The sequence below is a fragment of the Paraglaciecola sp. G1-13 genome (genome assembly GCF_055809255.1).
On record NZ_CM147903.1, the window covers coordinates 1,632,216 to 1,654,704 of the forward strand.

A 22,489-nucleotide genomic window follows, 5' to 3' on the forward strand; every position below is an offset into this window, starting at 1 on the left:
CATGGATACATCATTTATTTTCGATGCGTTAGCGACCTTAACCCGTTGGGCAAGTCCATATTATACTGAAATTTCGATGACGATCGTGGCGACAGTATTGGTAATCTATGGGGATATACTGAATAAAAAAGTTAAACATATATTGTCGCCATATCACTTCATTATTCGCACTTCTGTATTCGTGCTTATTTGTGCGTTTGGCTACGGGGCGTTGGTGATTTTTATCACGCCACACGTAAAATTAATCTTGATGATGATACCCAGTATGTATCGCGGATTGTGTATTGTGAGCCTGTTCTTACTTCTGGGTTATTTAGCTGAGCACAGGCGTTACATATAGAGCTGCCTGTGCCAGTCTCTTGAATTAAAGCCAGCCTACTAAGGCTGGTTTTTTGCTTTACTAAGGTTGCTTCAATTTAGCTTGCTTGGCAGCGTATTTTGCTTGGCGAACCTGCCATGCTTTCACCACAGACCAGCGCCAGATGTAATTTAAACCAAGGAAGCCCGCTAAACCAAAAACGATTGAGCACACGCCACAGCCAAGTAGGAATGCCGGCCCTATGGTCTCTAGGCTTTGTACTACCCAATCCCAACTTAATTGGAAGTGAAACGCTTGCGTGTCAGTGCCTAGGATCGTTGCGCCGACTAAGTACGCCCCATAAAAAATTGGCGGCATAGTGAAAGGGTTGGTGATCCATACTGTGGCGACCGAAAGTGGCAGGTTGACCCTAAGGGGAATGGCCGCCCCGGCGGATAGCCACATCTGAAATGGCACCGGCCAGAATGCGAAAAAAAGACCTAGACCAAACGCGCCAGATGCTGAACGACGATTAAGATGCCAAAGATTTGGGTCGTGCAACAAGGAGCCGAATATCTTCAATGCTTTTTGCTTTTTAATTTTATGATGGTCCGGTAAAAAGCGTTTAATGAACTTTTTCAGCATGATTCCCTATAATGTGTTGAGAAGTGATCTACAGGATGTGCTTAGCACTATGGACGGAAGACTTTTCAGTTTTATTGCAGCAAGCATATCTGCGCTTTTCTGGTTGTCTCTGCCTGCGCTCGCCATTCTACCAATAATTCTAACGCTTGCCATACTGCTTTGGCGTTTACCTACGGGTAATTCAACCCTTTTGAGTATTAAATCTTTAAGTTGCAGCTTTCTACTCGGCATTTTTTGGATGGCAAGTGTAGGGCATTGGCAGCAAACTTGGCAACTACCATCAAGCGATTTTACCCAAGGTGTGTGGGTTAAAGGGCAGGTGAAAAGTTTAATCGATGACGAAAATAGCGCACGATTTAACCTCAAGATATCCAGTATTGATGACAAGACGTTAGCCAAGGATGTGTTAATCCGCCTCAGTTGGACGCAGCCAACATGGCGTTTAAAGCAAGGGCAGTTGGCTCAATTGTGGGTTAAGTTAAAGCCTCCTCATGGGCTGGCGAATCAAGGTGGTTTTCATTATCAGCAGTGGCTGTTTAGTCAAAGTGTTGTGGCGACGGGTTACGTAAAAACTAATGAAAACAATAGTCTAGTTGAATCTGATAGTTCTGTTCGCCAGCGTCTGCTCGACGATATTATGGCTTTAAAGCTGGATACAACGCCCTGGATTGCAGCGCTTTCTTTGGGGCATAGAGGGCTACTGACACCTGATGATTGGTCTTTGGTACAACGGACTGGTATCGCCCATTTGATAGCAATATCTGGCCTACATTTGGCGCTTGTAGGCAGTATTTGTTATTTGCTTATCGCCAGTGTCTTACTTTTTTGTTACCGGGTGTTAATCAAGGGGCAAAACGCCAACTTCTATTTCATCAGCGTCTTCATCACGCTTATTACCACGTTAGGGTATGCTTATTTAGCAGGCTTCGGTTTACCAGCGCTACGGGCATGGCTTATGTTGGCGCTAACGGCCTTGCTTGTTTTTAGTTGCACCCATTGGGGGTTTAAACGAATTTTGTTGGTAGGAGTGAGCGCATTTATTGTACTTTTTCCTTTGAGTCTTTTTGGTCAAAGCTTCTGGCTTAGTTTTGGAGCGGTCTCAATTATCGGCTTCGTATTTTGGCGCTGGCCGGTGCGCCATCGAGGATTTTCGATTAAAACCTGGTTTGCTAGTATGTGCCGTTTACAGCTGGCCCTAAGCCTCTTAATGCTGCCTTTGGTGGCGTGGCAGTTCTCATTTGTATCAGTCGTGGCGCCTGTCATCAATTTAGTGGCGGTTCCTGTTGTAACACTGATCATTGTGCCCATGTGTTTGCTAGGAGTAATAATGATGTTGCTATCCATACCGTACTGGAAACATGTATTTACCCTGGTGGATGTAGGGTTACAGTTTTTACTGGATAAACTCAGTCTAATGGAGAGTTGGTCCGGAGCCGCTTTTAGCATTCAAGCCATACCTGGGATTGTGTGGGTTTGCTTTACTATTGCAGCGATAACTTTTTTGTTGCCAAGGGGGCTAATACCGCGCCTGCTAGCGCTGGTGCTTTGTATACCATTACTAACGTTTGGACTCCCTCATGCTAAACGCGACTGGCAAATCAATGTGCTGGACGTGGGGCAGGGCTTATCGGTTGTGGTGCTCAAAGCTAACAAAGCTTTGGTTTACGATGTAGGAGCGGCGTACCCCAGTGGGTTTAATATGGCCGATAGCGTGTTGTTGCCTTTTCTGAGAAGCAAAGGCTTGGGTGAAGTGAGTGCGCTCGTTGTGAGTCATTTTGATAATGACCACAGCGGCAGTTTGCCGGCGCTACGTCAGAAAATGGCGATAGAGGCCCTGTTCACCACACAAGACCTGTGTAGGCAAAATTGGCAGCTCACGTGGCAAGGGCTAAGCGTCAAGGCCTTGTGGCCAGACGACCCGAATTTGTATAGCGATAACAATAGTTCTTGCGTACTGCGAATTAGCGACGGTGATTTTAGTCTGTTGTTAACTGGGGATATAGACGCCTCTGTAGAGGCAAAGTTAATAGCCCGTTACGGCACAGCTTTACGATCGGATGTGCTAATTGCCCCTCATCATGGCAGTAATACCTCTTCCTCTATGGCATTTATTGATACGGTAGAGCCCGACTTTGTTGTGTTCAGTCAAGGGTTCATGAATCGGTGGGGGTTTCCAAAAACGGCCGTGGTAGAGCGGTATCAACAAACAGATGCACAGCTGTATCGCACATCAAAGCATGGGCAGGTTCAAATAAGCATTAACGACAGTGGCGCTCAGGTGAGTACATTTCGCCAAAATAACTACCCATACTGGTATGCAAATCAGACAATTGATTGAAAACTGAGCATTAAATAATTGATAGTTGGGGATTTTCACCTCAACAGTTACAATATCCCTGTGTAACCTTAACTAAGTCGAATTCTAACGCCTTCATGACTCATACTTTACCCACGCAAAATGTGTTCAAACGCTTCGCCGTTTACCTAAAAGACTTCAAGCTTGCCTTTGGTGTAGCGATTATTGGCATGGTCGGGTACTCCCTGATCGATGCTTATGTTATTTCCTTGCTGCAACCTATTATTGATGGCAATGGGGGCAAGTGGGATTACGATTATCTGCGCATAGCTGCTTATTTTGTTATCCCCGTTTTTATCGCCCGTGGCATATTTAATTTTATGGGTACCTATACCTTGTCTTGGATATCAAGCCAGGTGGTGATGAAGATGCGCGAGCAATTGTTTCATCAGTACATGCATTTGCCCGTTGAGTTTCACGATCATCATCCCTCTGGGCAGCTTATCTCAAAAGTTATTTACGATACCGAGCAAGTCGCGGGCGCAGCAGGTAAAGCGTTCTTAACCTTGGTCAGAGAAGGAGCGTTGGTCTTTGGCTTATTATTTTGGATGTTCTATCATTCTTGGCAGTTGTCGTTAGTCTTTATTTTGATTGGCCCGCTTGTGGCCATGATTGTATCTGTTGTGAGCAAGCGATTTCGTCTGGTGAGTAAAAATATTCAGCAAGCCATGGGTAACTTAACATCCTCTGCAGAGCAAATTATTAAAGGCCACAAAGTGGTATTGATGTTTGGCGGGCAAGATTTAGAAGCCTCGCGTTTCGCTAAAAAGAACAACAATAATCGTCAGCAGAATATGAAGCTGGTAATTGCGCAAATTCTCAGTGTGTCATCGATTCAAGTGATTGCCTCTGTTGCACTGGCCGTCGTGTTATACATCTCTAGTAAACCAAATTTCATCACTGATTTAACTCCTGGAACATTTGTAACCGTCGTGGTGGCTATGACCATGCTACTTAAACCGTTGAAACAGCTCACCACGGTAAACAGTGAGTTTCAAAAGGGCATGGCTGCATGTGTGAGTATCTTCTCAGTGCTAGACAATGCCATAGAAAAAGATACCGGCAGCAAAGTGCTAGACAAAGCCAAGGGCAAATTAGAGTTCAGAGACGTGACCTTCCATTACCCTAATAAGGAAGAGGCCGCGTTATCGGATATGTCATTCACGGTAGAGCCAGGGAAAACCTTTGCTCTGGTAGGGCGTTCAGGCAGTGGTAAATCAACCATATCGAGCCTATTAACTCGCTTTTATGATGCGCAGCAAGGGACTATCTTACTCGACGATGTGCCATTGCAAGATTTCAAACTGAAGGATTTACGTCGCCAGTTTGCGCTAGTGTCTCAGCACGTCACACTTTTTAACGATACGATTGCTAATAACATTGCTTACGGCTCAGAAGGGCGCGTTACCCCCGAGCAAGTGTTGGCTGCGGCAAAAACTGCCCACGCTTTAGAGTTTATAGAGCAGTTACCCAACGGCATGGAAACACTCATCGGTGAAAATGGCTTGATGCTGTCTGGCGGACAACGTCAACGTTTGGCCATTGCCCGAGCTGTGCTGCTTGATGCACCTGTGCTGATTCTTGATGAGGCAACATCGGCGCTTGATACGGAGTCAGAGCGATTGATCCAGGATGCGCTCGAAACGCTGCAGCAAGATCGTACCAGCATTGTTGTGGCTCATCGCTTATCTACCATTGAAAGTGCCGATCAGATATTGGTTATTGAGAGAGGGCGTATTTTAGAGCAGGGGGATCATGCTTCGTTATTATCCGAGGACGGCGCGTATGCTCAGCTACATAAATTACAATTCGGCGACGGGCAAACTGACGCGTGAGATGGATAGAGCGTGTTTGGTATCAGCAACCCTGGTACAAATGGCCGAGCATTCTGTTATTAGTGCCATTGACTGTGCTCTTCTGGCTGATATCTAAGGCCAGAAGATGGGCGTTTTTGACTGGCTTGAAAAGCTCAGTCAAGGTGTCTGCGCCAGTGATTATCGTGGGTAATATCAGCGTGGGGGGCAACGGTAAAACACCTCTTGTTGTGCATTTAGCCCAGCTTCTGCAGGCAAATGGGTATCGGCCTGGGGTCCTTAGTAGAGGGTACGGCGGTAATAGCAGTGATTATCCTTGCGCGGTGACACGCAATAGTCAACCAAACGAAGTTGGCGACGAACCCGTATTGATGCGCCAGCGCATTCATTGCCCCATGGTGGTTGATCCCCATCGCGGACGCGGTGCCCAGTGTTTAGTTGAAGAGCACGATTGTGACGTCATAATTTGTGATGACGGCTTGCAGCATTATGCGCTGCAACGAGATATTGAAATTGTGGTGATGGACGCCAAACGGCGTACGGGAAACCATTTTTTGCTGCCATCTGGGCCGCTGAGAGAATCTACCGCTCGCTTAGGGCAAGTAGACTTTGTTGTGGTCAATGGCCAAGACACGCAAAGTGGTGAATGGCTAATGTCATTAGCGCCGAGTGAGTTGGTCAACCTGAATAACCCAACTTTGCACTTAGCGCTAAGTGAGTTGGATGCTCCGGTTATTGCAGCGGCCGGTATTGGTCACCCGGAACGATTTTATAAATTATTAGAGCGGCACAAGGTAAAGCTTAAAAGCTGTTTGAGCTTTGTGGATCACCACGCGTTTCAAGCAAGTGATTTGCCTAAAGAGCGAGTGCTAATGACAGAGAAAGACGCGGTTAAATGCCGAGCATTCGCCCACGATGATTGGTGGTATTTACCGGTGGATGCCAATCTTGATAGCGAGTTTGAACAACAATTATTAATGAAATTACGCAACGTAAAGTGAGATAAAAGATGGCGTTTGATAAAAAACTACTGGAAATCGTAGCCTGTCCTGTGTGCAAAGGTACGCTTATTTTAAACAAAGACAGCAATGGTAATGAACGCTTGGTATGTCGTTTCGATCGTTTAGCTTATCCAATCGAGCAAAATATCCCAGTGTTGCTTGAAACAGAAGCACTGGTGCTATCAAGCGAAGAACTAGAAAAAATTAAATAGTAAGGTTGCCATATGAACTTCAACGTTATCATTCCTGCACGTTACGCCTCCACTCGATTTCCGGGCAAACCCCTAGTCGAAATCAATGGTAAGCCTATGGTGCAACATGTATATGATCGCGCTATTGAATCAGGTGCGTCAAATGTGATTGTAGCCACTGACGATGCCCGCATCGCAAAAGCGGTGAGTGATTTTGGGGGAAAATATTGCATGACTGGGGCTCATCATGAGTCCGGTACTGAGAGATTGGCTGAAGTGGTGGAAATGCAGGACATGCTGTCTCAGGAAATTGTGGTTAACGTTCAAGGTGATGAGCCGTTTATTCCTGCTGAGAACATACAACAAGTGGCAGAAAACCTACATCATCATCAACAAGCCGAAATGGCCACTTTGGCGGTTAAAATAGTCGATGTAGAAGAAGCATTTAATCCTAATGCCGTCAAAGTCGTGTTAGACAAGCAAGGTTATGCCATGTATTTCACGCGGGCAACAATACCTTATGATCGGGCGCGCTTTTTGGATGAAGATATCATTGATGAAATCGGTGATTATTACCTGCGCCATGTGGGAATTTATGCCTATCGTGCGGGTTTTATAAAACAATATGTGAACATGTCACCGTCAGGATTAGAGCAAATCGAGTCATTAGAGCAATTGCGTGTGTTGTGGCACGGTGAGAAAATTCATGTTGATATCGCGCGTAAAACGCCGCCCGCAGGCATTGATACTCCTGAAGACTTGAAGCGTATTCTCGCCGACCCTTCCCTTAAATTTTAACGCACAAACACAGTTTCGTGTGTTGGTGTATTTTATTCACAATGGTAGAGAGCCAAAATGCCCTTAAGCGCCCTTAAAAAAATAGAATTGGGCGTTTTCCCTACGCCCATTCATAAATTAGCCCGTTTATCAGCTCACCTCGGTGGCCCACAAATTTATATCAAGCGAGATGACCTTACCGGTTTAGCGCTTGGGGGCAACAAAACCCGTAAACTCGAATACTTATTAGCTGATGGGCTAGCCAAAGGCTGTGATTGTATCGTTACTGCAGGTGCGGCTCAGTCAAATCATTGCAGGCAGACTGCCGCAGCAGCCGCTACCTTGGGGGTAGAATGCCATTTGGTCTTGGGCGGGCAGGCCCCAATTAGCGCGAACGGAAACCTACTTCTTGACCAGCTATTTGGAGCACGTATTCATTGGGCTGGTCAGAAGCGCAAAGGTGAAGATATTCCTGATATTGTCAGCACTTTGCAAAAGCAAGGTAAGAGACCTTATGTTGTACCGTATGGGGGCTCTAATACCATAGGTTCAGCCGGGTTTATCGACGCCTTCAAAGAGCTACAACAGCAGTGTCACGCTAGTAGTCAAGTAATTGAATTTTCAGATATTGTCTTCGCGTCTAGCTCGGGAGCAACCCATTGCGGATTAGTGCTTGGAAAAGCGCTGTGTGATGCCGCCAGTAATATTATTGGAATTAATATTGATAAAGATGAGCAAGGCAAAGATACCTTTAAATCTCAGCTGCAAACGCTGATCGAGGATACCGCTCGAACATTCTCGATTGACTACGATGGTACCGTGGATGACGTGCAGTTAATCGATGATTATATCGGACAAGGATATGGCGTGGTGGGCAATTTAGAGCGTGAAGCGATATCTTTGTGCGCCCAACTTGAAGGAATATTATTAGACCCTGTATACACTGGGCGGGCGATGGGCGGTTTAATTGACATGATCCGTCAAGGTCGTTTTGCTTCAAACAGTAATGTGCTTTTTTGGCACACTGGTGGGGCGCCTGCTATCTTTGCATATGCCGATGCATTACAACCAAGTTGATTGATTTTCCAACGATTTTTTTGGTTAAACGTGACTTAAGGCAAGTTTATCCCCCAATTGCACGATTTCTGTGCAGTGGCGGGCATTTAATGCTGGATAAAATTTTTCTGAAACACTATGGTTTACCCCCTCCTTTAGTATAAGAGTATGGTGATGTTGTGAAAGCGTTGTTGGCGATAAACGTCTTGTTTTGGCTGTGTGCGTCTTACGCTTATGGGGATCATAGTGAAGAAGTAGAAAAATTCATTATTGCTGGGCAAGCAGCGACTTATGATTGTCCTAAAAGCAACATTACCCCAACCTTGAATAGTTACTTAGCCAACGATGATTTGGCCAAGGCGCAAAAAGATCGACTGAGTTTGATAAAGTCCCATTCATTGATTTGTGTCGGTCAATACAGTCAGGCACAAGATATTTTGGACGCCTTGCTTGAAGATGAAGCGGTTAATCAAAGCAGTGCTTTGTATGCCGGGGCAGTATATCAGGCCGGTTTCATTCTTGATGTACAGGAAAACCCCCAACGCTGTGACTATTATGCTGAAGCACAAGAGCTCGCTCGAGACCGATTCTCTGATATTTATTTGAGCGCACAATTAGGTTTAATTACTGTATGTAACCAACATAACACTGACATCTCGGTCAAGCTGGGTAAATTGTATGCGTTGCTAGAACAGTTTTTAGAAATTGGCGACGTGGCCGCTATCGCTCATATCCATAATAATATTGGGTTGCTTTACGGCAGCATAGGGCAGAACGAATTAGCCGCTGAACAATATTTAAAGTCTTACCACATGGGGCTTGAAGTGTATGAAACTAGCAACCAATTAGCGACGCTGATTAGCGCAATCAGTGCCAATATGGCCAGTGGAGATTTTGTCGCGGCGAAAGAAAACATCGAAATATTTAGAAAGGCAAATTTGGGCGTGAATACGCCGTTAACGAATACTTGGTTACACTACGCAGAGAGTCGCTATTACTTTCGAATAGAAGAGTATGAGAATTTGCGTAATAGCCTACTAAAGTTAAATTTCTACCTACCTAAAGTGAGTAGCAAAATCATTCATCGTAACGCGAAGTTATACGCGGTTGCCCTATGTATCCACGATGACGACGCACAATGTGTGCAGAGATTTTTAGCTGAACAAGAAGCGTTAAGCAGCAGTGAGCATAAAAAATTCTTGGCAAAAAGAGACTACCTTTGGGTCATGACGCATGCGTATTTTTACACCGGTAATCTAAAACAAGCGCAAAGAACCTTTAGGCACTACGCCGAGGTGAGTAATCAGCAAATATTGGATCAACAACACTCGGGACGCGTATTAGGTGTAGCGAACCTTCACGGACAAATCACCTCATTAGAAAGCGAACTGGAACAGCAAGAGGCGCAAAAATACCGCTCGATTGTGTTGTTGAGTTTAGCGTTTATTATGCTGTTAGCGGGTGTGTATTTCTTTGTGGTAAAACGCTACATAAAGCGAGTGAGTACTGATGCGTTGACCGGTTTGTTGAATGAAAGAGCGGTGATTGCACTCATGCGCCGTTTACCGACAGCACAAGATGGACGGACCAATGCGCTCGCGCTTATCGATATTAGTAATGCTCGAACGGTAAAACAAAAGTACGGCCATATTGCTGAAGAAAGGGCGCTGACTGCTGTTTCAGAATGCTTACATAAAGTGACAAGAGAAGAAGACATTGTCGGGCGGGTTGGCAGCGAGCAGTTTGTTGTTTGTTTACGCAGTATTAATGAGTCTTTGGCGCGGGAGTTCTTCGAGCGGGTACAAAACGGACTTGCGGACACCCAGTTTATTGCAACGGTAGGAGAGAAGGTGTCCATTGAGAGCCAAATGAGCGTGTATTTATCCGTCGAGGGACTGTCTGATATTGAAGATGTGCTGTCAGATATGCGTGACTCCTTTGTTGCCCTAAAGGAATAGGCCTATGGTAGACATGGCACTTAGCCTTGTGACTACGAAAACGCAGTTAAACGAGTGTTTTTCGCTTATGAGTCAGCTTCGACCGCATCTCAGTAAAGCGCAGTTCATCGAGCAAGTTAAGGTGCAAAAGGGCGAAGGATTCCAATTATTACAAGCCAAATGCAGCAATGGCGTCGCTGGTCTTGCTGGTTTTCGCATAAGCCAAAATCTTGCTTGGGGTAAGCATTTGTACATTGACGATTTAGTCACAGATAAAGATACACGTTCCAAAGGTATTGGGTTTGCGATGCTTAACTGGTTAGAAGAGCACGCTAAAACAATGAACTGCGCGCAAATCCATCTTGACTCCGGTGTCCAGCGCTTTCAAGCCCACAAGTTTTACTTACGCTCAGGATTTGTTATCTCCAGCCATCACTTTGCTAAAACACTTTAACCTGTAAACGGTTCGATTTATGCGATTACTGTTACCCTTAAAATATTACGACGACGCTGGGCGTGTTAAGCCATCAAAATCTATTTTATGGTGTTTATTTTATATTTGTCGCCCTATGTGGGTGTTTGTCGCTTCATTGACATTTCGTCAAGATAGCGGGGCCTTATTAGCGCTGTTTTATCCGCACAATAGCTATTTCTATTCTAGTTTGTTGATTGCTTTGCCTGGATTTCTGGTTGTTTTGCTGATTAGTTTTCGCACAAAATTATGGGACACCCGAGCACGTTTCTCTTTTCGTTTAATCAAGCCCTTTATTCTCTTAAGTCTATTTGTTGATATCGGCTTTCACGTTTTTATCGCCGCTAAACAAAACTGGGGCTTTTCGTGGCTTATTGCGTTAACCCTATTGCTAGATTGTATTTATCTCTACTGGGTCAAAAAAAATCTGCATTTAACCTTGTTGACGCGTGACTGGATGAAGGCAGAAGAAGGAATGGGCCCTAAAGAGCAACCAAGATAATCGAGCTATTACTATTTTCTCGCCGGTTGCGCTTCAATAAACACCTACCTAGGGAAAGGGTAAACGTACGAGAATCTTGATTTTATCACTTCAATTCCTTTTCTTCCTTTCATTTGAATGGTTAAACTGCTTCGGCGGGGAGGGCGCCGAAGCAGTTTATTAACACATTACTGAACGTTATTGGCGACCGCTTGCTCGAAATAGTTTTTCACGCTGACCTGACTGTCATTGACTAGGCGTTGATAACAGATCCCTGCGAATGCGTAGGTGTTTCCAGCGTATTCCAGCACGACATAGGGTGCGCGCTTATCGGATTCATCGTACTTCCAAAAGCCGCCGACTTTATGGCGAAATAACTCGCCGACATAAGCCCCGTATATATTACAAATAGTGAATACGGCGTTATCTTCTAACGCTTGCGATTCATACTTGCCAAGCCAACTCAAAATAACATCATCTACTAAAGAAAGACTTTGTTCTGTTTCATCTAAGATGATGCCGAACTCTTGCTCGGTCGTTTCAATAGCATTTTGCGCGCTATCGATCATAAGTTGGGTGAGTTCTTCTTGGGTCATTTGCATCTTGGTCTCCAATATTGACGTTATTATTCTTTATACGAGTTAGTGTACGAGTTACTGAGCGAGCTATTGTAAAAGCTATTAAAGGTGCTTTGTTGAATCAGTGTTTGATAAAGCAAATGTGTGCCAGGCCCACAAGAGTCTGGTTTAGGTTTAACCACGTAACAAATCAGCGGGCGTAAGCTACTGCCTTTTATGGGCAAACGGTGAAGCGAATTCGAAGCAATTGAATCTTCGATGATAAAATCTGGTAGCCAGCAAAAGCCAATATTTTGCAACAATAAATCAATTGCCGTTTCAAAGGTGCTGACTGTCCAACGCTGTTCTGATTTTAACCAGCCTTGTTTTTCGCTTGGGGTGTTGGATGTATCTTTAATGACGAGTTGAAGGTGTTGCTGTAAGTCATTTAATTCGACGGGGCCATCTAGTGCTGCAAGTTGATGTTCGGGGTGACAAACGGGATGTAATGAACATTCCGCAATCGGCTCACCTAAAAAACCTCTGGGCATTAGTGGGGATATCACTATGTCAGCCCAGCCATCGGTAATCGCTTCCTCTGTACCGGTTAATACTGTTTCGATAATGCGTAACCGGCTGCCTCGGCTTTCAGGATAAAATGTTTTCAATGCCGGATAAAGGAGCTTCTTTGGGTAGGCTAAGTCAACAGCAATGGTAATTTCGGGCTCCCAATCTTGGTTGATGTTCGCGGCTAATTCTTCTAAATCTTGCACGTTTTGCGTTAGATGGCGAGAGCGACGCAGCATGACTTCACCGGCTTCGGTGAGGAATGCTTTTCGCCCTTTAACCTCAAGCAGCTTTACATCAAGTTGGTCTTGAAGCTTAGCAACCGCATGATTCAAGGACGACTGGCTTTTATTTAAATGAGCCGCCGCGTGAGCATAGCCACCGTGATCGACAACGGCTTGCAGTATTCGCCATTGCTCTAGAGTCGTTTTTGCACGATACATTAGGTTTCTATTTTATCGAAAGGATAGGGCTATGCTAGGGGCTGTTGCTTTCAAAAACAACTTAAGTTGATCTCAAATCTCTGATTTAGCGTAAATTACTCATTATTTACTCAACTGCAATCTTATGCGTTATCACTCTTTGTTACCGCTTTCTGCTTTACTTTCGATCGGTGTTTTTTCGTTACTTATCCATCTAGACATTATGCCCTCTGGCATAACGATACTTGAAGAGCTCAAAGTTGCTTTTGCTGGATACTTATATGCGTTGATTCTGATTATTATTTTGGCTGAGTCGATAGTGTATGTGGGGTTCTATTTTCCTGGCCAGTTTTTCGCGGTGTTGCTCGTGGTGTTAGCCAAGCCGCAGTGGCAGGATATAGTGTATTTGACTTTGTGTATGGTCGTCGCGGCAACGCTTGGGTCATGCATTAATTACTGTCTTGGACATCGACTCGCGAAACCCAATAATGAAAAAAAGAGCCCAGAAACAGACGGCGTATATCATGGCACTATTCAAGTACCTGATCACAGTAAGTCTGAAGCCACGTCGGGCGTCCAACATGAAGATGACAAAGCAACCGATGGGCTTTCCATCAAATACTTATTGATTGCTATGATCCATATTAATTCGTTAGCTTTCTACATGTTCAAACAAGGTGAGCAAAATAGATCGTTCAACGTGGTTTGGTTTGCCGGCTTACTGAATTTACCTTATTACTTGCTATTGATTTTTGCCACATCTGTTCTCAGTGAGGAGGTACTGCAACTTGCTGAAAATACGATATTTTTAATATCCGCCATTTCAGTTTGGTTATTGATAAGTGGGTACCTTGACTATAAGAAATATAGAGCAAATATATAAAATTTTTGCGCGGTAGAAGGAACGCTAGACGGTCTGACTCGCTTTATCTAGGATTTTTTTCATCACTCGGGCCGCTGCAACAAAGCCAAATGAAGCAGTGACCGCTACTGATGCACCAAAGCCATTATTGCAGTCAAGTTTGACGCTGCCATCGGTTAAGTTTTTTGTCTGGCAAACGGAGCCATCCTCTTGAGGATAACGCAGCTGTTCGGTAGAGAAAACGCAATCGATGGCAAAACGCCGTTTTGAATTGGTAGTAAAACCGTATTCTTTTCGCAATACGTAGCGCAGCTTAGCGGCTAATGGGTCTTGAATGGTTTTAGCCAAGTCAGCTACCGCTATTTGCGTAGGATCAATTTGACCACCGGCTCCACCTATTGTGATGACAGGGATTTTAGTGCGCTTGCAGTGAGCAATCATTGCAGCTTTCGCTTTTACGCTATCCGTGGCCTCGACCACGTAGTCCATATGTTTGTTAAGGAGTTCCTTGGCATTATCTGGGGTAACGAAATCCTCGATAACATCGACCTTACAGTCAGGATTAATTTGTAAAATACGCTCACGCATGGCATCGACTTTTGCCTCGCCAATAGTACTTTGCAAAGCGTGAATTTGCCGATTGGTGTTGGTAACGCAAATGTCATCCAGGTCGATTAACGTGATATGGCCTATGGCGCTGCGTGCTAACGCTTCTGCTACCCAAGAGCCGACACCACCAATGCCAACAATACATACATGGGATGCACGTAGAGTGTCTGTTTCATTTATGCCATATAAACGCTGCGTGCCGCCGAAGCGTTGTGAAAATTGACTCATGCTATTGGACCCATGCTAATTGACAGAGAGTATAAAAACGTAATCGTACCTTAATATCTAATAGTTATTATATCAGGGTAAGGTACGCTTTTTGCAAGTAGTCAGCTTCGATCTTAGCCCGGTATTTTGATAATTGCTGGGTACAACGCTTAATAAACGTTAAAAAGCGTGGTTTTTTAAGCATATAAACGCCCAGTACATTGAATTAATCGCGGGCTTTTAATAGTATTCCAGCACAAAATATTAGCCGTAAAATAGTAAAGATAATTAAAAAGGAAAGTGAAATGAAACCAGTCGTTTTAGCCGGTGGTAGCGGAAGCCGTTTATGGCCAAAATCTCGTGCGGCATTGCCTAAGCAGTTTTTACGCTTAACGTCGAATTTGACGATGTTGCAAGATACTGTTGCGCGGTTAGAGGGTACTCAAGCAGAACAACCTATCGTCATTTGTAACGACTCCCATCGCTTTCTTGTCGCAGAGCAGTTACGCCAGCAAAACATAGAGCACGGTGGCATTTTATTAGAGCCTATGGGTCGCAACACCGCTCCTGCGATTGCGCTCGCTGCATTACATGCCTCACTAAACGGTGAAGATCCAAACTTGTTGGTACTTGCTGCGGATCATTTAATCAATGACAACAAAGCGTTTCATAAAGCCATTGCCCAAGCTGAAGTACTGGCAGAGCAGGGTAAGTTAGTCACATTCGGCATAGTGCCAGACAGCGCGCATACAGGTTACGGCTATATTCGTAGCGGTGCAAAAGTAGCGCAAGCTGAAGTGGGCTTTGATGTGGCTGAGTTTGTTGAGAAACCTGACTTGGCTACGGCGCAGCAATATGTAGACTCAGGGAACTATTTCTGGAACAGCGGTATGTTTTTATTCAAAGCGAGCCGTTATTTAGAAGAACTCGAAAAGTACGCCCCCGACATGTTGGATATCTGTAAACGTGCGATTGCGACAGAAGCCCCTGATTTAGAATTCGTGCGGGTTGATGCAGATATATTTGCTACATGCCCTGATGATTCTATCGATTACGCTGTAATGGAAAAGACTGATTCAGCCGCTGTTGTGCCATTAGATGCAGGTTGGAGCGATGTGGGCAGTTGGTCTTCCTTATGGGAAACAGCAAAAGAAAAAGATGAAAATCAAAACGTGATCATCGGTGATGCGATATTAGACGACGTTCACAACAGTTACATTAACGCCGAGCAGCGCCTTATTTCGGTGGTTGGCTTAGATGATGTCGTTGTGGTTGAGACCAAAGATGCGGTTTTGGTTGCCCACAAAGATAAAGTACAAAATATCAAAAATGTAGTGAACAAACTTAAAGCGGAAAAACGACCAGAGTTTGAATTTCACCGTGAAGTATTCCGTCCTTGGGGTAGCTACGACTCAATCGATAACGGTGAACGTTTTCAAGTGAAGCGTATTACGGTTAAACCGGGAGAAAAGCTTTCCGTGCAAATGCATCATCACAGAGCAGAGCACTGGATCGTAGTGGCAGGAACGGCCAAAGTCACCAACGGTGAAGAAACCTTACTGTTATGCGAAAACCAATCAACTTATATCCCAGTTGGCGTTATTCACGCATTAGAAAACCCAGGAAAAATTCCTTTAGAGCTTATTGAAGTGCAATCAGGTACCTACTTGGGCGAAGACGACATTGTGCGTTTTTCTGATCGCTACGGTCGCGTTGAGTCTAAATAAGAATAATGAGTGACAAGGATTTGATGAAATGAAGATTACCTGTTTTAAAGCCTACGACATTCGCGGCAAGCTGATTGAACAGTTAGACGAGCGCATTGCTTATCGTATAGGGCGGGCGTTTGCTCAGCACTTTAGTGCGAAAACGGTAGTAGTGGGGGGGGACGTGCGTCTTACTTCCGAGCCATTGAAACTCGCATTGTCTGCCGGCTTGATTGATGGTGGAGCCTCGGTCAGCGATTTAGGCATGACGGGCACCGAGGAAATTTATTTTGCCACCAAACATCTTGGTGTTGATGGCGGCGTAGAAGTGACGGCGAGTCACAACCCCATAGATTACAACGGAATGAAGCTTGTAAAAGAGGGCTCACGCCCAGTTAGCGGAGATACGGGGTTGTTCGCAGTACAAGCCTTAGCTGAAAGTTTCAGTGAAAGCGAAGTAGAGACTGGTCTTAAGCAATATTCAACAGCGTTTGTTACTGACGATGAATTCATTCAGGGAAAATGTAGTGTTGCGCCTGAAAAGTTACAAGCAAGTGGTCAATATAACGTCATCTCTATCATGGATGCTTATGTTGAACATATGCAAAGCTATGTAAACGTTAATAATTTCTCACCCCTTAAATTGGTGGTAAATGCGGGCAATGGGGCAGCAGGTAAAGCTTTGGATGCAATAGAATCTGCCTTTCTACAAAAAGGTGTGCCCATCGAATTTATAAAAATTCATCACCAACCTGATGGACATTTTCCAAACGGTATACCTAATCCTTTGTTACCAGAGAGCCGCGCGGATACTGCAAATGCAGTTATCCAGAATAAGGCAAATATGGGAATAGCATGGGATGGTGACTTTGACCGTTGTTTTTTATTCGATGAAAAAGGTGAGTTCGTCGAAGGGTATTACATCGTTGGTTTGTTAGCGCAAGCCTTTTTAGAAAAAGACCCGGGGGCCAAAATTATTTATGATCCCAGGGTGTATTGGAATACCGAAGACATCGTGAAAAATGCAGGTGGTGTGCCGATTAAGAGTAAAACAGGCCACGCATTCATCAAAGAGCGTATGCGTGCAGACGATGCAGTATATGGCGGAGAGATGAGTGCTCATCACTATTTCCGTGATTTCGCTTACTGTGACTCAGGTATGATCCCTTGGTTATTGGTCGCTGAACTACTGTGTTTACAAAATAAACCTTTATCAGAAATGGTCGCCCAACGGATTGCTGCGTTCCCATCATCAGGTGAAATTAATTCTACGTTAGAAAACCCAGATGCATCTATCGCGGAAATTTTGCAGGCTTACGAAAGTAAAGCAACTGTAGTGGATTACACCGATGGCATTGGTTTAGAGTTTGATAAATGGCGCTTTAATTTGCGTAAGTCTAATACGGAACCCGTTGTAAGACTCAATGTGGAGTCACGAGGTGACATACCACTTATGCAAGCTAAAACAAAAGAGTTATTAGACATATTGAAATAGCATTAAAAATAATAGGCAGTGACGACGTTATTGCCTAAAGCCACATAAAAAAATAGCGCCAATTGGCGCTATTTTTTATTCAATTATCAACATTATTTGTCGATTTTGTTGTATTTACGTTGTGCTTCGCCAGTGTATAGTTGACGAGGACGGCCGATTTTCTGACCTGGCTGGCTCAACATTTCATGCCAGTGAGATACCCAACCTACCGTTCTTGCTAAAGCAAAAATACAGGTAAACATATTCGTTGGAATACCAATTGCTTTAAGAATAATGCCAGAGTAAAAATCTACGTTCGGGAACAATTTCTTCTCAGCGAAGTATGGGTCGCTAAGGGCAATACGCTCTAGCTCCATGGCAACATTCAACAATGGATCGTCAATGTTTAATTCAGCCAATACTTCGTGACAGCTTTCACGCATAACGGTTGCACGAGGGTCAAAGTTTTTGTAAACACGGTGACCAAAGCCCATTAAGCGGAAAGGATCGTTCTTATCTTTTGCGCGGTCGATAAATTCAGGAATGCGATCCACTGAACCAATTTCTTGCAACATGTTCAAGCAAGCTTCGTTGGCACCACCGTGAGCAGGTCCCCATAATGATGCAACACCAGCGGCAATACATGCATAAGGGTTAGCGCCTGATGAACCCGCTAAACGTACGGTAGACGTAGACGCGTTTTGCTCATGGTCTGCGTGCAATGTAAAGATTCTGTCTACTGCGCGAGCTACCACAGGGCTGATTTTGTAATCTTCAGCCGGCACAGAGAACATCATATTTAAGAAGTTTTCAGCGTATGACAAATCGTTACGTGGATAGACAAATGGTTGACCAATATTGTACTTGTAACACATGGCGACCAAAGTCGGCATTTTAGCGACTAAACGATACGCACTGCGTAGTCGTTGATCTGCGTCTGAAATGTCTAAATCATCGTGATAGAACGAAGCCATTGCGCCAACTGTACCGCACAACATCGCCATAGGGTGAGCATCACGGCGGAATCCACGGAAGAAGTTATTAACCTGATCGTGAACCAAGGTATGACGCGTGATGGTGTCTTTAAATTCGCGATACTCTTCAGTCGTTGGCGTCTTGTCATGTAACAACATGTAACATACTTCAATGTAGTCAGCGTCGCGTGCTAAATCTTCAATTGAGTAGCCGCGATGGAGCAAAATACCTTTTGCGCCGTCTATGTATGTGATTGACGACTCACATGAACCTGTCGCCATAAAGCCCGGATCGAAAGTGAAATAACCGCTGGCTCCCAACGTACGTACATCGATTACATCATGCCCTGCAGTACCAGATAGAATCGGAAGTTCGACCTCTACATCACCTGCTTTCAAAGTGGCTTTATTGTCTGCCATGTATTGCTCTCCTCAGAAATGTTCTGTTTGCGATAAACCGCATTTTATGATGATTATCGGGAAAAATTGGCGCTATTTGTACTCAGGTTGACGCCATAAGTCAATTTAAAACCATTTTCGCTTAATAATTATTCACCCTCATTCTACCCTGAATATTCATTCTAATTATGCATATAATTTATGCTTGATTATAAACCGTTAATAACGAACAACAATTGTATTTATTGGCGTCGCTGGATATACTCGTGCCTGTCGTCTAGCTCTTGTTAACATGAATAATAAAAGCAACAACTTGTTTACAATATGGCAACAATCTAGGCGGTAGGACACATGTATCTTTAAGCGATTGGTAAGGTGCAACACATTACCAAACAATGACTAGACAACCTACGGGTAAAACAGGCATCAAAACGTGAAAAAGCAGAGACCAGTTAATTTACAATTAAACACAATCAGTTTTCCCCCTGCAGCTATAACTTCTATCCTTCATCGCATTACCGGCGTCGCAATGTTTTTTGCGTTGTTGTTTGTGATCTGGGCTTGGGCGGAATCTGTATCTTCTCCAGACGGTTTTGCATTTGTGCAAGAACAGATGTCGGGAGTTATCGGTAAAATAATCGCTATCGGTACCATTTCAGCGCTCACCTACCACATTCTTGGCGGTCTGCGCCATTTAGTGATGGACATGGGTTACTGGGAAGAACTTGAGTCAGGGAATATCAGTGCGAAAATCGTTATCGGTTTATGGATTGTTCTGACTGTCGTTGTAGGAGTTTTATTATGCTAACTAACCAAGCTAACTTTAAGCGTGACGGCGTTCAGGATTACGTTACTGTGCGTGCCACTGCCATCATCATGACTGCGTTTACTTTATACATGCTGTGGTTTTTCCTTAGCACCCCAACAGTGACCTATGAAATCTGGCACGAGTTGTTTTCTTCTTTAGGCATGAAAGTATTCACTTTTGCAGCGTTAGTGTCTGTGATGCTGCACATTAGAATTGGTTTTTGGCAAGTGCTAACCGATTACGTCAAATCAACAGCCCTTCGCGCTGTTGTGCAATTTTTTATTAACCTAGTGGCGTTTGTCTATGTTGCTGTAGGTTTATTTGTTTTGTGGGGTCTATAAATGAGTATTCCAGTTCACGAGTTCGATGCGGTAGTAATTGGTGCCGGTGGTGCAGGCATGCGCGCAGCATTGCAGATTTCTGAATCAGGAAAATCTTGCGCATTACTATCTAAAGTATTTCCAACACGTTCACACACAGTATCTGCCCAAGGTGGTATTACGGTAGCACTGGGTAACTCCCACGAAGATAACTGGGAATGGCACATGTACGACACCGTAAAAGGGTCAGACTATATTGGCGATCAAGATGCCATTGAATACATGTGTAAAACAGGCCCTGAAGCCATTATCGAAATGGAAAACATGGGTTTGCCTTTTTCTCGTTTCGAAAACGGTAAAATTTACCAACGTCCTTTCGGCGGTCAATCTCAGAACTTTGGTGGCGAACAGGGTGCACGCACTGCAGCCGCAGCTGACCGAACTGGCCATGCGCTTTTGCATTTGTTGTATCAACAAAACGTAAAAAACAAAACCAAAGTGTTCAGTGAATGGTATGCCCTTGATTTAGTTAAAAACCAAGATGGTGACGTTGTTGGATGTACCGCAATTGATATCGAAAGCGGTGAAGTGGTTTTCTTTAAATCAAAAGCGGTTGTGTTAGCAACCGGTGGAGCAGGGCGTATATTCGCTTCTACTACCAACGCCCACATTAACACGGGTGACGGTGTTGGTATGGCTATCCGCGCTGGTGTACCTATGCAAGACATGGAAATGTGGCAGTTCCATCCTACGGGGATCGCTGGTGCAGGAACACTGGTAACTGAAGGGTGTCGCGGTGAAGGCGGTTACCTACTTAACAAAGATGGCGAGCGCTTCATGGAGCGTTATGCGCCAAATGCAAAAGATTTGGCCGGTCGTGACGTTGTTGCCCGCTCGATGATGACTGAAATACGCGAAGGCCGTGGCTGTGAAGGCCCTTGGGGTACGCACCTCAAGTTAAAACTGGATCATCTAGGTAAAGACGTACTTGAGTCTCGTTTGCCTGGTATTCTTGAATTGTCACGTACGTTTGCCCACGTTGACCCTGTAAAAGAACCTATTCCAGTGATCCCTACCTGTCATTACATGATGGGAGGGATTCCAACCAACGTGAACGGTCAAGCGTTAAGCATTGATGCACAAGGCAACGAAAAGCCAATTCAAGGTTTATTCGCTTGTGGTGAAATTGCATGTGTATCTGTACACGGTGCAAACCGTCTTGGCGGTAACTCGTTACTTGATTTGGTGGTATTTGGTCGTGCGACTGGACTACACCTTGGTAAAGCTATCGACGAAATTGAAAGCCGCGAAGCGTCTTCAGATGACATCGACGCTGCACTCGTGCGCTTTAATCGCTGGGAAAACTCAGAATCTGGTAAAGGTGAAGACCCTGTACAGATTAAGAAAGACTTACAGAAATGCATGCAGCTTAACTTCTCGGTGTTCCGTGAAGGCGATGCAATGGCTGAAGGTCTTAAAGAGCTCGGCGAAATTCGTGAGCGTTTGAAATCAGCTCGTCTTGATGACAAGAGCAGCGATTTCAACACAGCGCGTATCGAGTGTCTTGAATTAGACAACTTGATGGAAACCGCATACAGCACAGCTGTAGCCGCTAATTTCCGTACAGAAAGCCGTGGCGCGCACAGTCGTTTCGATTTCCCTGACCGTGATGACGACAACTGGTTGTGTCACTCTGTTTACTTGCCTGAAGGTGACAAAATGTTAAAACGTGACGTAAACATGACACCTAAACTACGTGAAGCTTTCCCACCGAAAGCTAGAACTTACTAAGAGGAGTTAAGCATATGCAATTATCATTTTCTGTTTATCGCTATAACCCAGATGTAGACAATGCTCCTCGTATGCAAGACTACAAACTTGAGGTTGAAGAAGGTCAAGACATGATGGTGCTTGATGCACTTATCGCGTTGAAAGAACAAGATCCAACGTTGTCATTCCGTCGCTCATGCCGTGAAGGTGTTTGTGGCTCTGACGGTGTGAACATGAACGGTAAAAACGGTTTGGCGTGCATCACACCTTTGTCTGCCCTTGGTAGCAAGAAAATCGTTGTTCGCCCTTTACCTGGTTTACCTGTGGTACGTGACTTAGTCGTTGATATGACTCAGTTCTATACCCAGTACGAAAAAATCAAGCCGTTCTTGATTAACGACAACAACCAACCGCCAGCACGTGAGTTTTTACAATCACCTGAAGAGCGCGAGAAGTTAGATGGTTTGTACGAGTGTATCTTATGTGCTTGCTGTTCAACCTCTTGTCCTTCATTTTGGTGGAACCCTGACAAGTTCATCGGTCCTGCGGGCTTATTGCACGCTTACCGCTTCTTGGCTGATAGCCGTGATACTGCAACCGAACAACGCTTGGGCGATCTAGATGACGCATTTAGTGTGTTCCGTTGTCATGGGATTATGAACTGCGTTAGCGTTTGTCCGAAAGGGTTAAACCCGACCAAAGCAATCGGACACATCAAGTCCATGCTGTTACAGCGGGCTGTTTAGTTTTTAATTCTGTAAGTTATCTCTGCAGAATGATAATGTC

The 22,489-nt window shown here is 44.6% G+C and carries 22 protein-coding genes; 17 read left to right on the plus strand and 5 right to left on the minus strand.

From position 1 onward, the window contains the following. The first annotated feature begins 1 nt into the window (after position 1). Positions 2 to 340 carry a DUF3392 domain-containing protein gene (locus tag AC0L6N_RS06895; protein ID WP_473480061.1) on the plus strand — a complete coding sequence of 113 codons (339 nt, stop codon included), beginning with the start codon at positions 2 to 4 and terminating at the stop codon, positions 338 to 340. Between the two features lie 60 nt (positions 341 to 400). Here the strand turns inward: AC0L6N_RS06895 and AC0L6N_RS06900 are convergent, their stop codons facing one another. Further along, on the minus strand, positions 401 to 943 hold the full coding sequence (locus AC0L6N_RS06900; protein ID WP_011574600.1) for a DUF2062 domain-containing protein: 543 nt from the start codon (positions 941 to 943) through the stop codon (positions 401 to 403). A gap of 49 nt (positions 944 to 992) precedes the next feature. Between AC0L6N_RS06900 and AC0L6N_RS06905 the strand changes: the two genes are divergently transcribed. From AC0L6N_RS06905 to AC0L6N_RS06945, 9 genes are all read left to right on the plus strand, one after another. Next, positions 993 to 3,281, plus strand: coding sequence for a DNA internalization-related competence protein ComEC/Rec2 (locus AC0L6N_RS06905; protein WP_473480062.1), 2,289 nt, complete (start codon positions 993 to 995; stop codon positions 3,279 to 3,281). A 95-nt stretch (positions 3,282 to 3,376) separates the two neighbouring features. Next, positions 3,377 to 5,134, plus strand: coding sequence for a lipid A export permease/ATP-binding protein MsbA (gene msbA, locus AC0L6N_RS06910; RefSeq protein WP_011574602.1), 1,758 nt, complete (start codon positions 3,377 to 3,379; stop codon positions 5,132 to 5,134). Continuing rightward, on the plus strand, positions 5,131 to 6,114 hold the full coding sequence (gene lpxK / locus AC0L6N_RS06915; protein WP_473480065.1) for a tetraacyldisaccharide 4'-kinase: 984 nt from the start codon (positions 5,131 to 5,133) through the stop codon (positions 6,112 to 6,114). The genes msbA and lpxK overlap by 4 nt, the downstream gene beginning before the upstream one ends. Before the next feature lie 8 nt (positions 6,115 to 6,122). Continuing rightward, positions 6,123 to 6,326, plus strand: a complete 204-nt coding sequence (locus tag AC0L6N_RS06920; protein WP_006992455.1) for a Trm112 family protein — start codon at positions 6,123 to 6,125, stop codon at positions 6,324 to 6,326. A 12-nt stretch (positions 6,327 to 6,338) separates the two neighbouring features. Next, entirely contained in the window at positions 6,339 to 7,103 is a 765-nt protein-coding gene (gene kdsB / locus AC0L6N_RS06925; protein WP_011574604.1) for a 3-deoxy-manno-octulosonate cytidylyltransferase, read from the plus strand. A 57-nt stretch (positions 7,104 to 7,160) separates the two neighbouring features. Then, a complete protein-coding gene (locus AC0L6N_RS06930) occupies positions 7,161 to 8,159 on the plus strand; it encodes a D-cysteine desulfhydrase family protein (protein ID WP_473480067.1) in 999 nt (332 codons plus the stop codon). A 158-nt stretch (positions 8,160 to 8,317) separates the two neighbouring features. Beyond that, positions 8,318 to 10,096, plus strand: a complete 1,779-nt coding sequence (locus AC0L6N_RS06935; protein WP_473480069.1) for a GGDEF domain-containing protein — start codon at positions 8,318 to 8,320, stop codon at positions 10,094 to 10,096. Positions 10,097 to 10,163: 67 nt separating this feature from the next. Continuing rightward, positions 10,164 to 10,529: a GNAT family N-acetyltransferase gene (locus AC0L6N_RS06940; RefSeq protein WP_473480071.1), complete on the plus strand. Its 366-nt coding sequence runs from the start codon at positions 10,164 to 10,166 to the stop codon at positions 10,527 to 10,529. Positions 10,530 to 10,548: 19 nt separating this feature from the next. After that, on the plus strand, positions 10,549 to 11,049 hold the full coding sequence (locus AC0L6N_RS06945; protein ID WP_473480072.1) for a DUF2919 family protein: 501 nt from the start codon (positions 10,549 to 10,551) through the stop codon (positions 11,047 to 11,049). 167 nt (positions 11,050 to 11,216) lie between these two features. Here AC0L6N_RS06945 and AC0L6N_RS06950 read toward each other — a convergent pair whose 3' ends face one another. Together AC0L6N_RS06950 and AC0L6N_RS06955 are read right to left on the minus strand one after the other, a co-directional pair. Further along, the gene (locus tag AC0L6N_RS06950) at positions 11,217 to 11,630 is read right to left on the minus strand and encodes a hypothetical protein (protein ID WP_011574609.1); all 414 of its coding nucleotides are present in this window, start codon (positions 11,628 to 11,630) and stop codon (positions 11,217 to 11,219) included. A gap of 23 nt (positions 11,631 to 11,653) precedes the next feature. Continuing rightward, the gene (locus AC0L6N_RS06955) at positions 11,654 to 12,595 is read right to left on the minus strand and encodes a LysR family transcriptional regulator (RefSeq protein ID WP_473480074.1); all 942 of its coding nucleotides are present in this window, start codon (positions 12,593 to 12,595) and stop codon (positions 11,654 to 11,656) included. Between the two features lie 124 nt (positions 12,596 to 12,719). On the opposite strand from AC0L6N_RS06955, the gene AC0L6N_RS06960 reads away from it, so the two are divergent. Then, entirely contained in the window at positions 12,720 to 13,457 is a 738-nt protein-coding gene (locus AC0L6N_RS06960) for a hypothetical protein (protein WP_473480075.1), read from the plus strand. 24 nt (positions 13,458 to 13,481) lie between these two features. Here the strand turns inward: AC0L6N_RS06960 and tcdA are convergent, their stop codons facing one another. Beyond that, positions 13,482 to 14,273 (minus strand): tRNA cyclic N6-threonylcarbamoyladenosine(37) synthase TcdA, encoded by a 792-nt coding sequence (gene tcdA, locus AC0L6N_RS06965; RefSeq protein ID WP_473480076.1) that lies wholly within the window; start codon positions 14,271 to 14,273, stop codon positions 13,482 to 13,484. 284 nt (positions 14,274 to 14,557) lie between these two features. Between tcdA and AC0L6N_RS06970 the strand changes: the two genes are divergently transcribed. Together AC0L6N_RS06970 and AC0L6N_RS06975 are read left to right on the plus strand one after the other, a co-directional pair. Continuing rightward, positions 14,558 to 15,979 (plus strand): mannose-1-phosphate guanylyltransferase/mannose-6-phosphate isomerase, encoded by a 1,422-nt coding sequence (locus tag AC0L6N_RS06970; protein ID WP_473480078.1) that lies wholly within the window; start codon positions 14,558 to 14,560, stop codon positions 15,977 to 15,979. A 28-nt stretch (positions 15,980 to 16,007) separates the two neighbouring features. Continuing rightward, positions 16,008 to 17,453 carry a phosphohexomutase domain-containing protein gene (locus tag AC0L6N_RS06975; RefSeq protein WP_473480079.1) on the plus strand — a complete coding sequence of 482 codons (1,446 nt, stop codon included), beginning with the start codon at positions 16,008 to 16,010 and terminating at the stop codon, positions 17,451 to 17,453. 92 nt (positions 17,454 to 17,545) lie between these two features. Here AC0L6N_RS06975 and gltA read toward each other — a convergent pair whose 3' ends face one another. Beyond that, positions 17,546 to 18,826 carry a citrate synthase gene (gltA, locus tag AC0L6N_RS06980; protein WP_473480080.1) on the minus strand — a complete coding sequence of 427 codons (1,281 nt, stop codon included), beginning with the start codon at positions 18,824 to 18,826 and terminating at the stop codon, positions 17,546 to 17,548. Positions 18,827 to 19,238: 412 nt separating this feature from the next. Here gltA and sdhC point away from each other — a divergent pair, with 412 nt between their 5' ends. Genes sdhC through AC0L6N_RS07000 form a run of 4 tightly spaced genes read left to right on the plus strand, consistent with a single transcriptional unit; the run spans position 19,239 to position 22,449 of the window. Then, entirely contained in the window at positions 19,239 to 19,613 is a 375-nt protein-coding gene (gene sdhC, locus AC0L6N_RS06985; RefSeq protein WP_033187562.1) for a succinate dehydrogenase, cytochrome b556 subunit, read from the plus strand. After that, positions 19,607 to 19,954: a succinate dehydrogenase, hydrophobic membrane anchor protein gene (sdhD, locus tag AC0L6N_RS06990; protein ID WP_011574617.1), complete on the plus strand. Its 348-nt coding sequence runs from the start codon at positions 19,607 to 19,609 to the stop codon at positions 19,952 to 19,954. The genes sdhC and sdhD overlap by 7 nt, the downstream gene beginning before the upstream one ends. Further along, entirely contained in the window at positions 19,955 to 21,724 is a 1,770-nt protein-coding gene (sdhA, locus tag AC0L6N_RS06995) for a succinate dehydrogenase flavoprotein subunit (RefSeq protein WP_011574618.1), read from the plus strand. Between the two features lie 14 nt (positions 21,725 to 21,738). Beyond that, a complete protein-coding gene (locus AC0L6N_RS07000; RefSeq protein WP_006993808.1) occupies positions 21,739 to 22,449 on the plus strand; it encodes a succinate dehydrogenase iron-sulfur subunit in 711 nt (236 codons plus the stop codon). Positions 22,450 to 22,489: the final 40 nt, after the last annotated feature.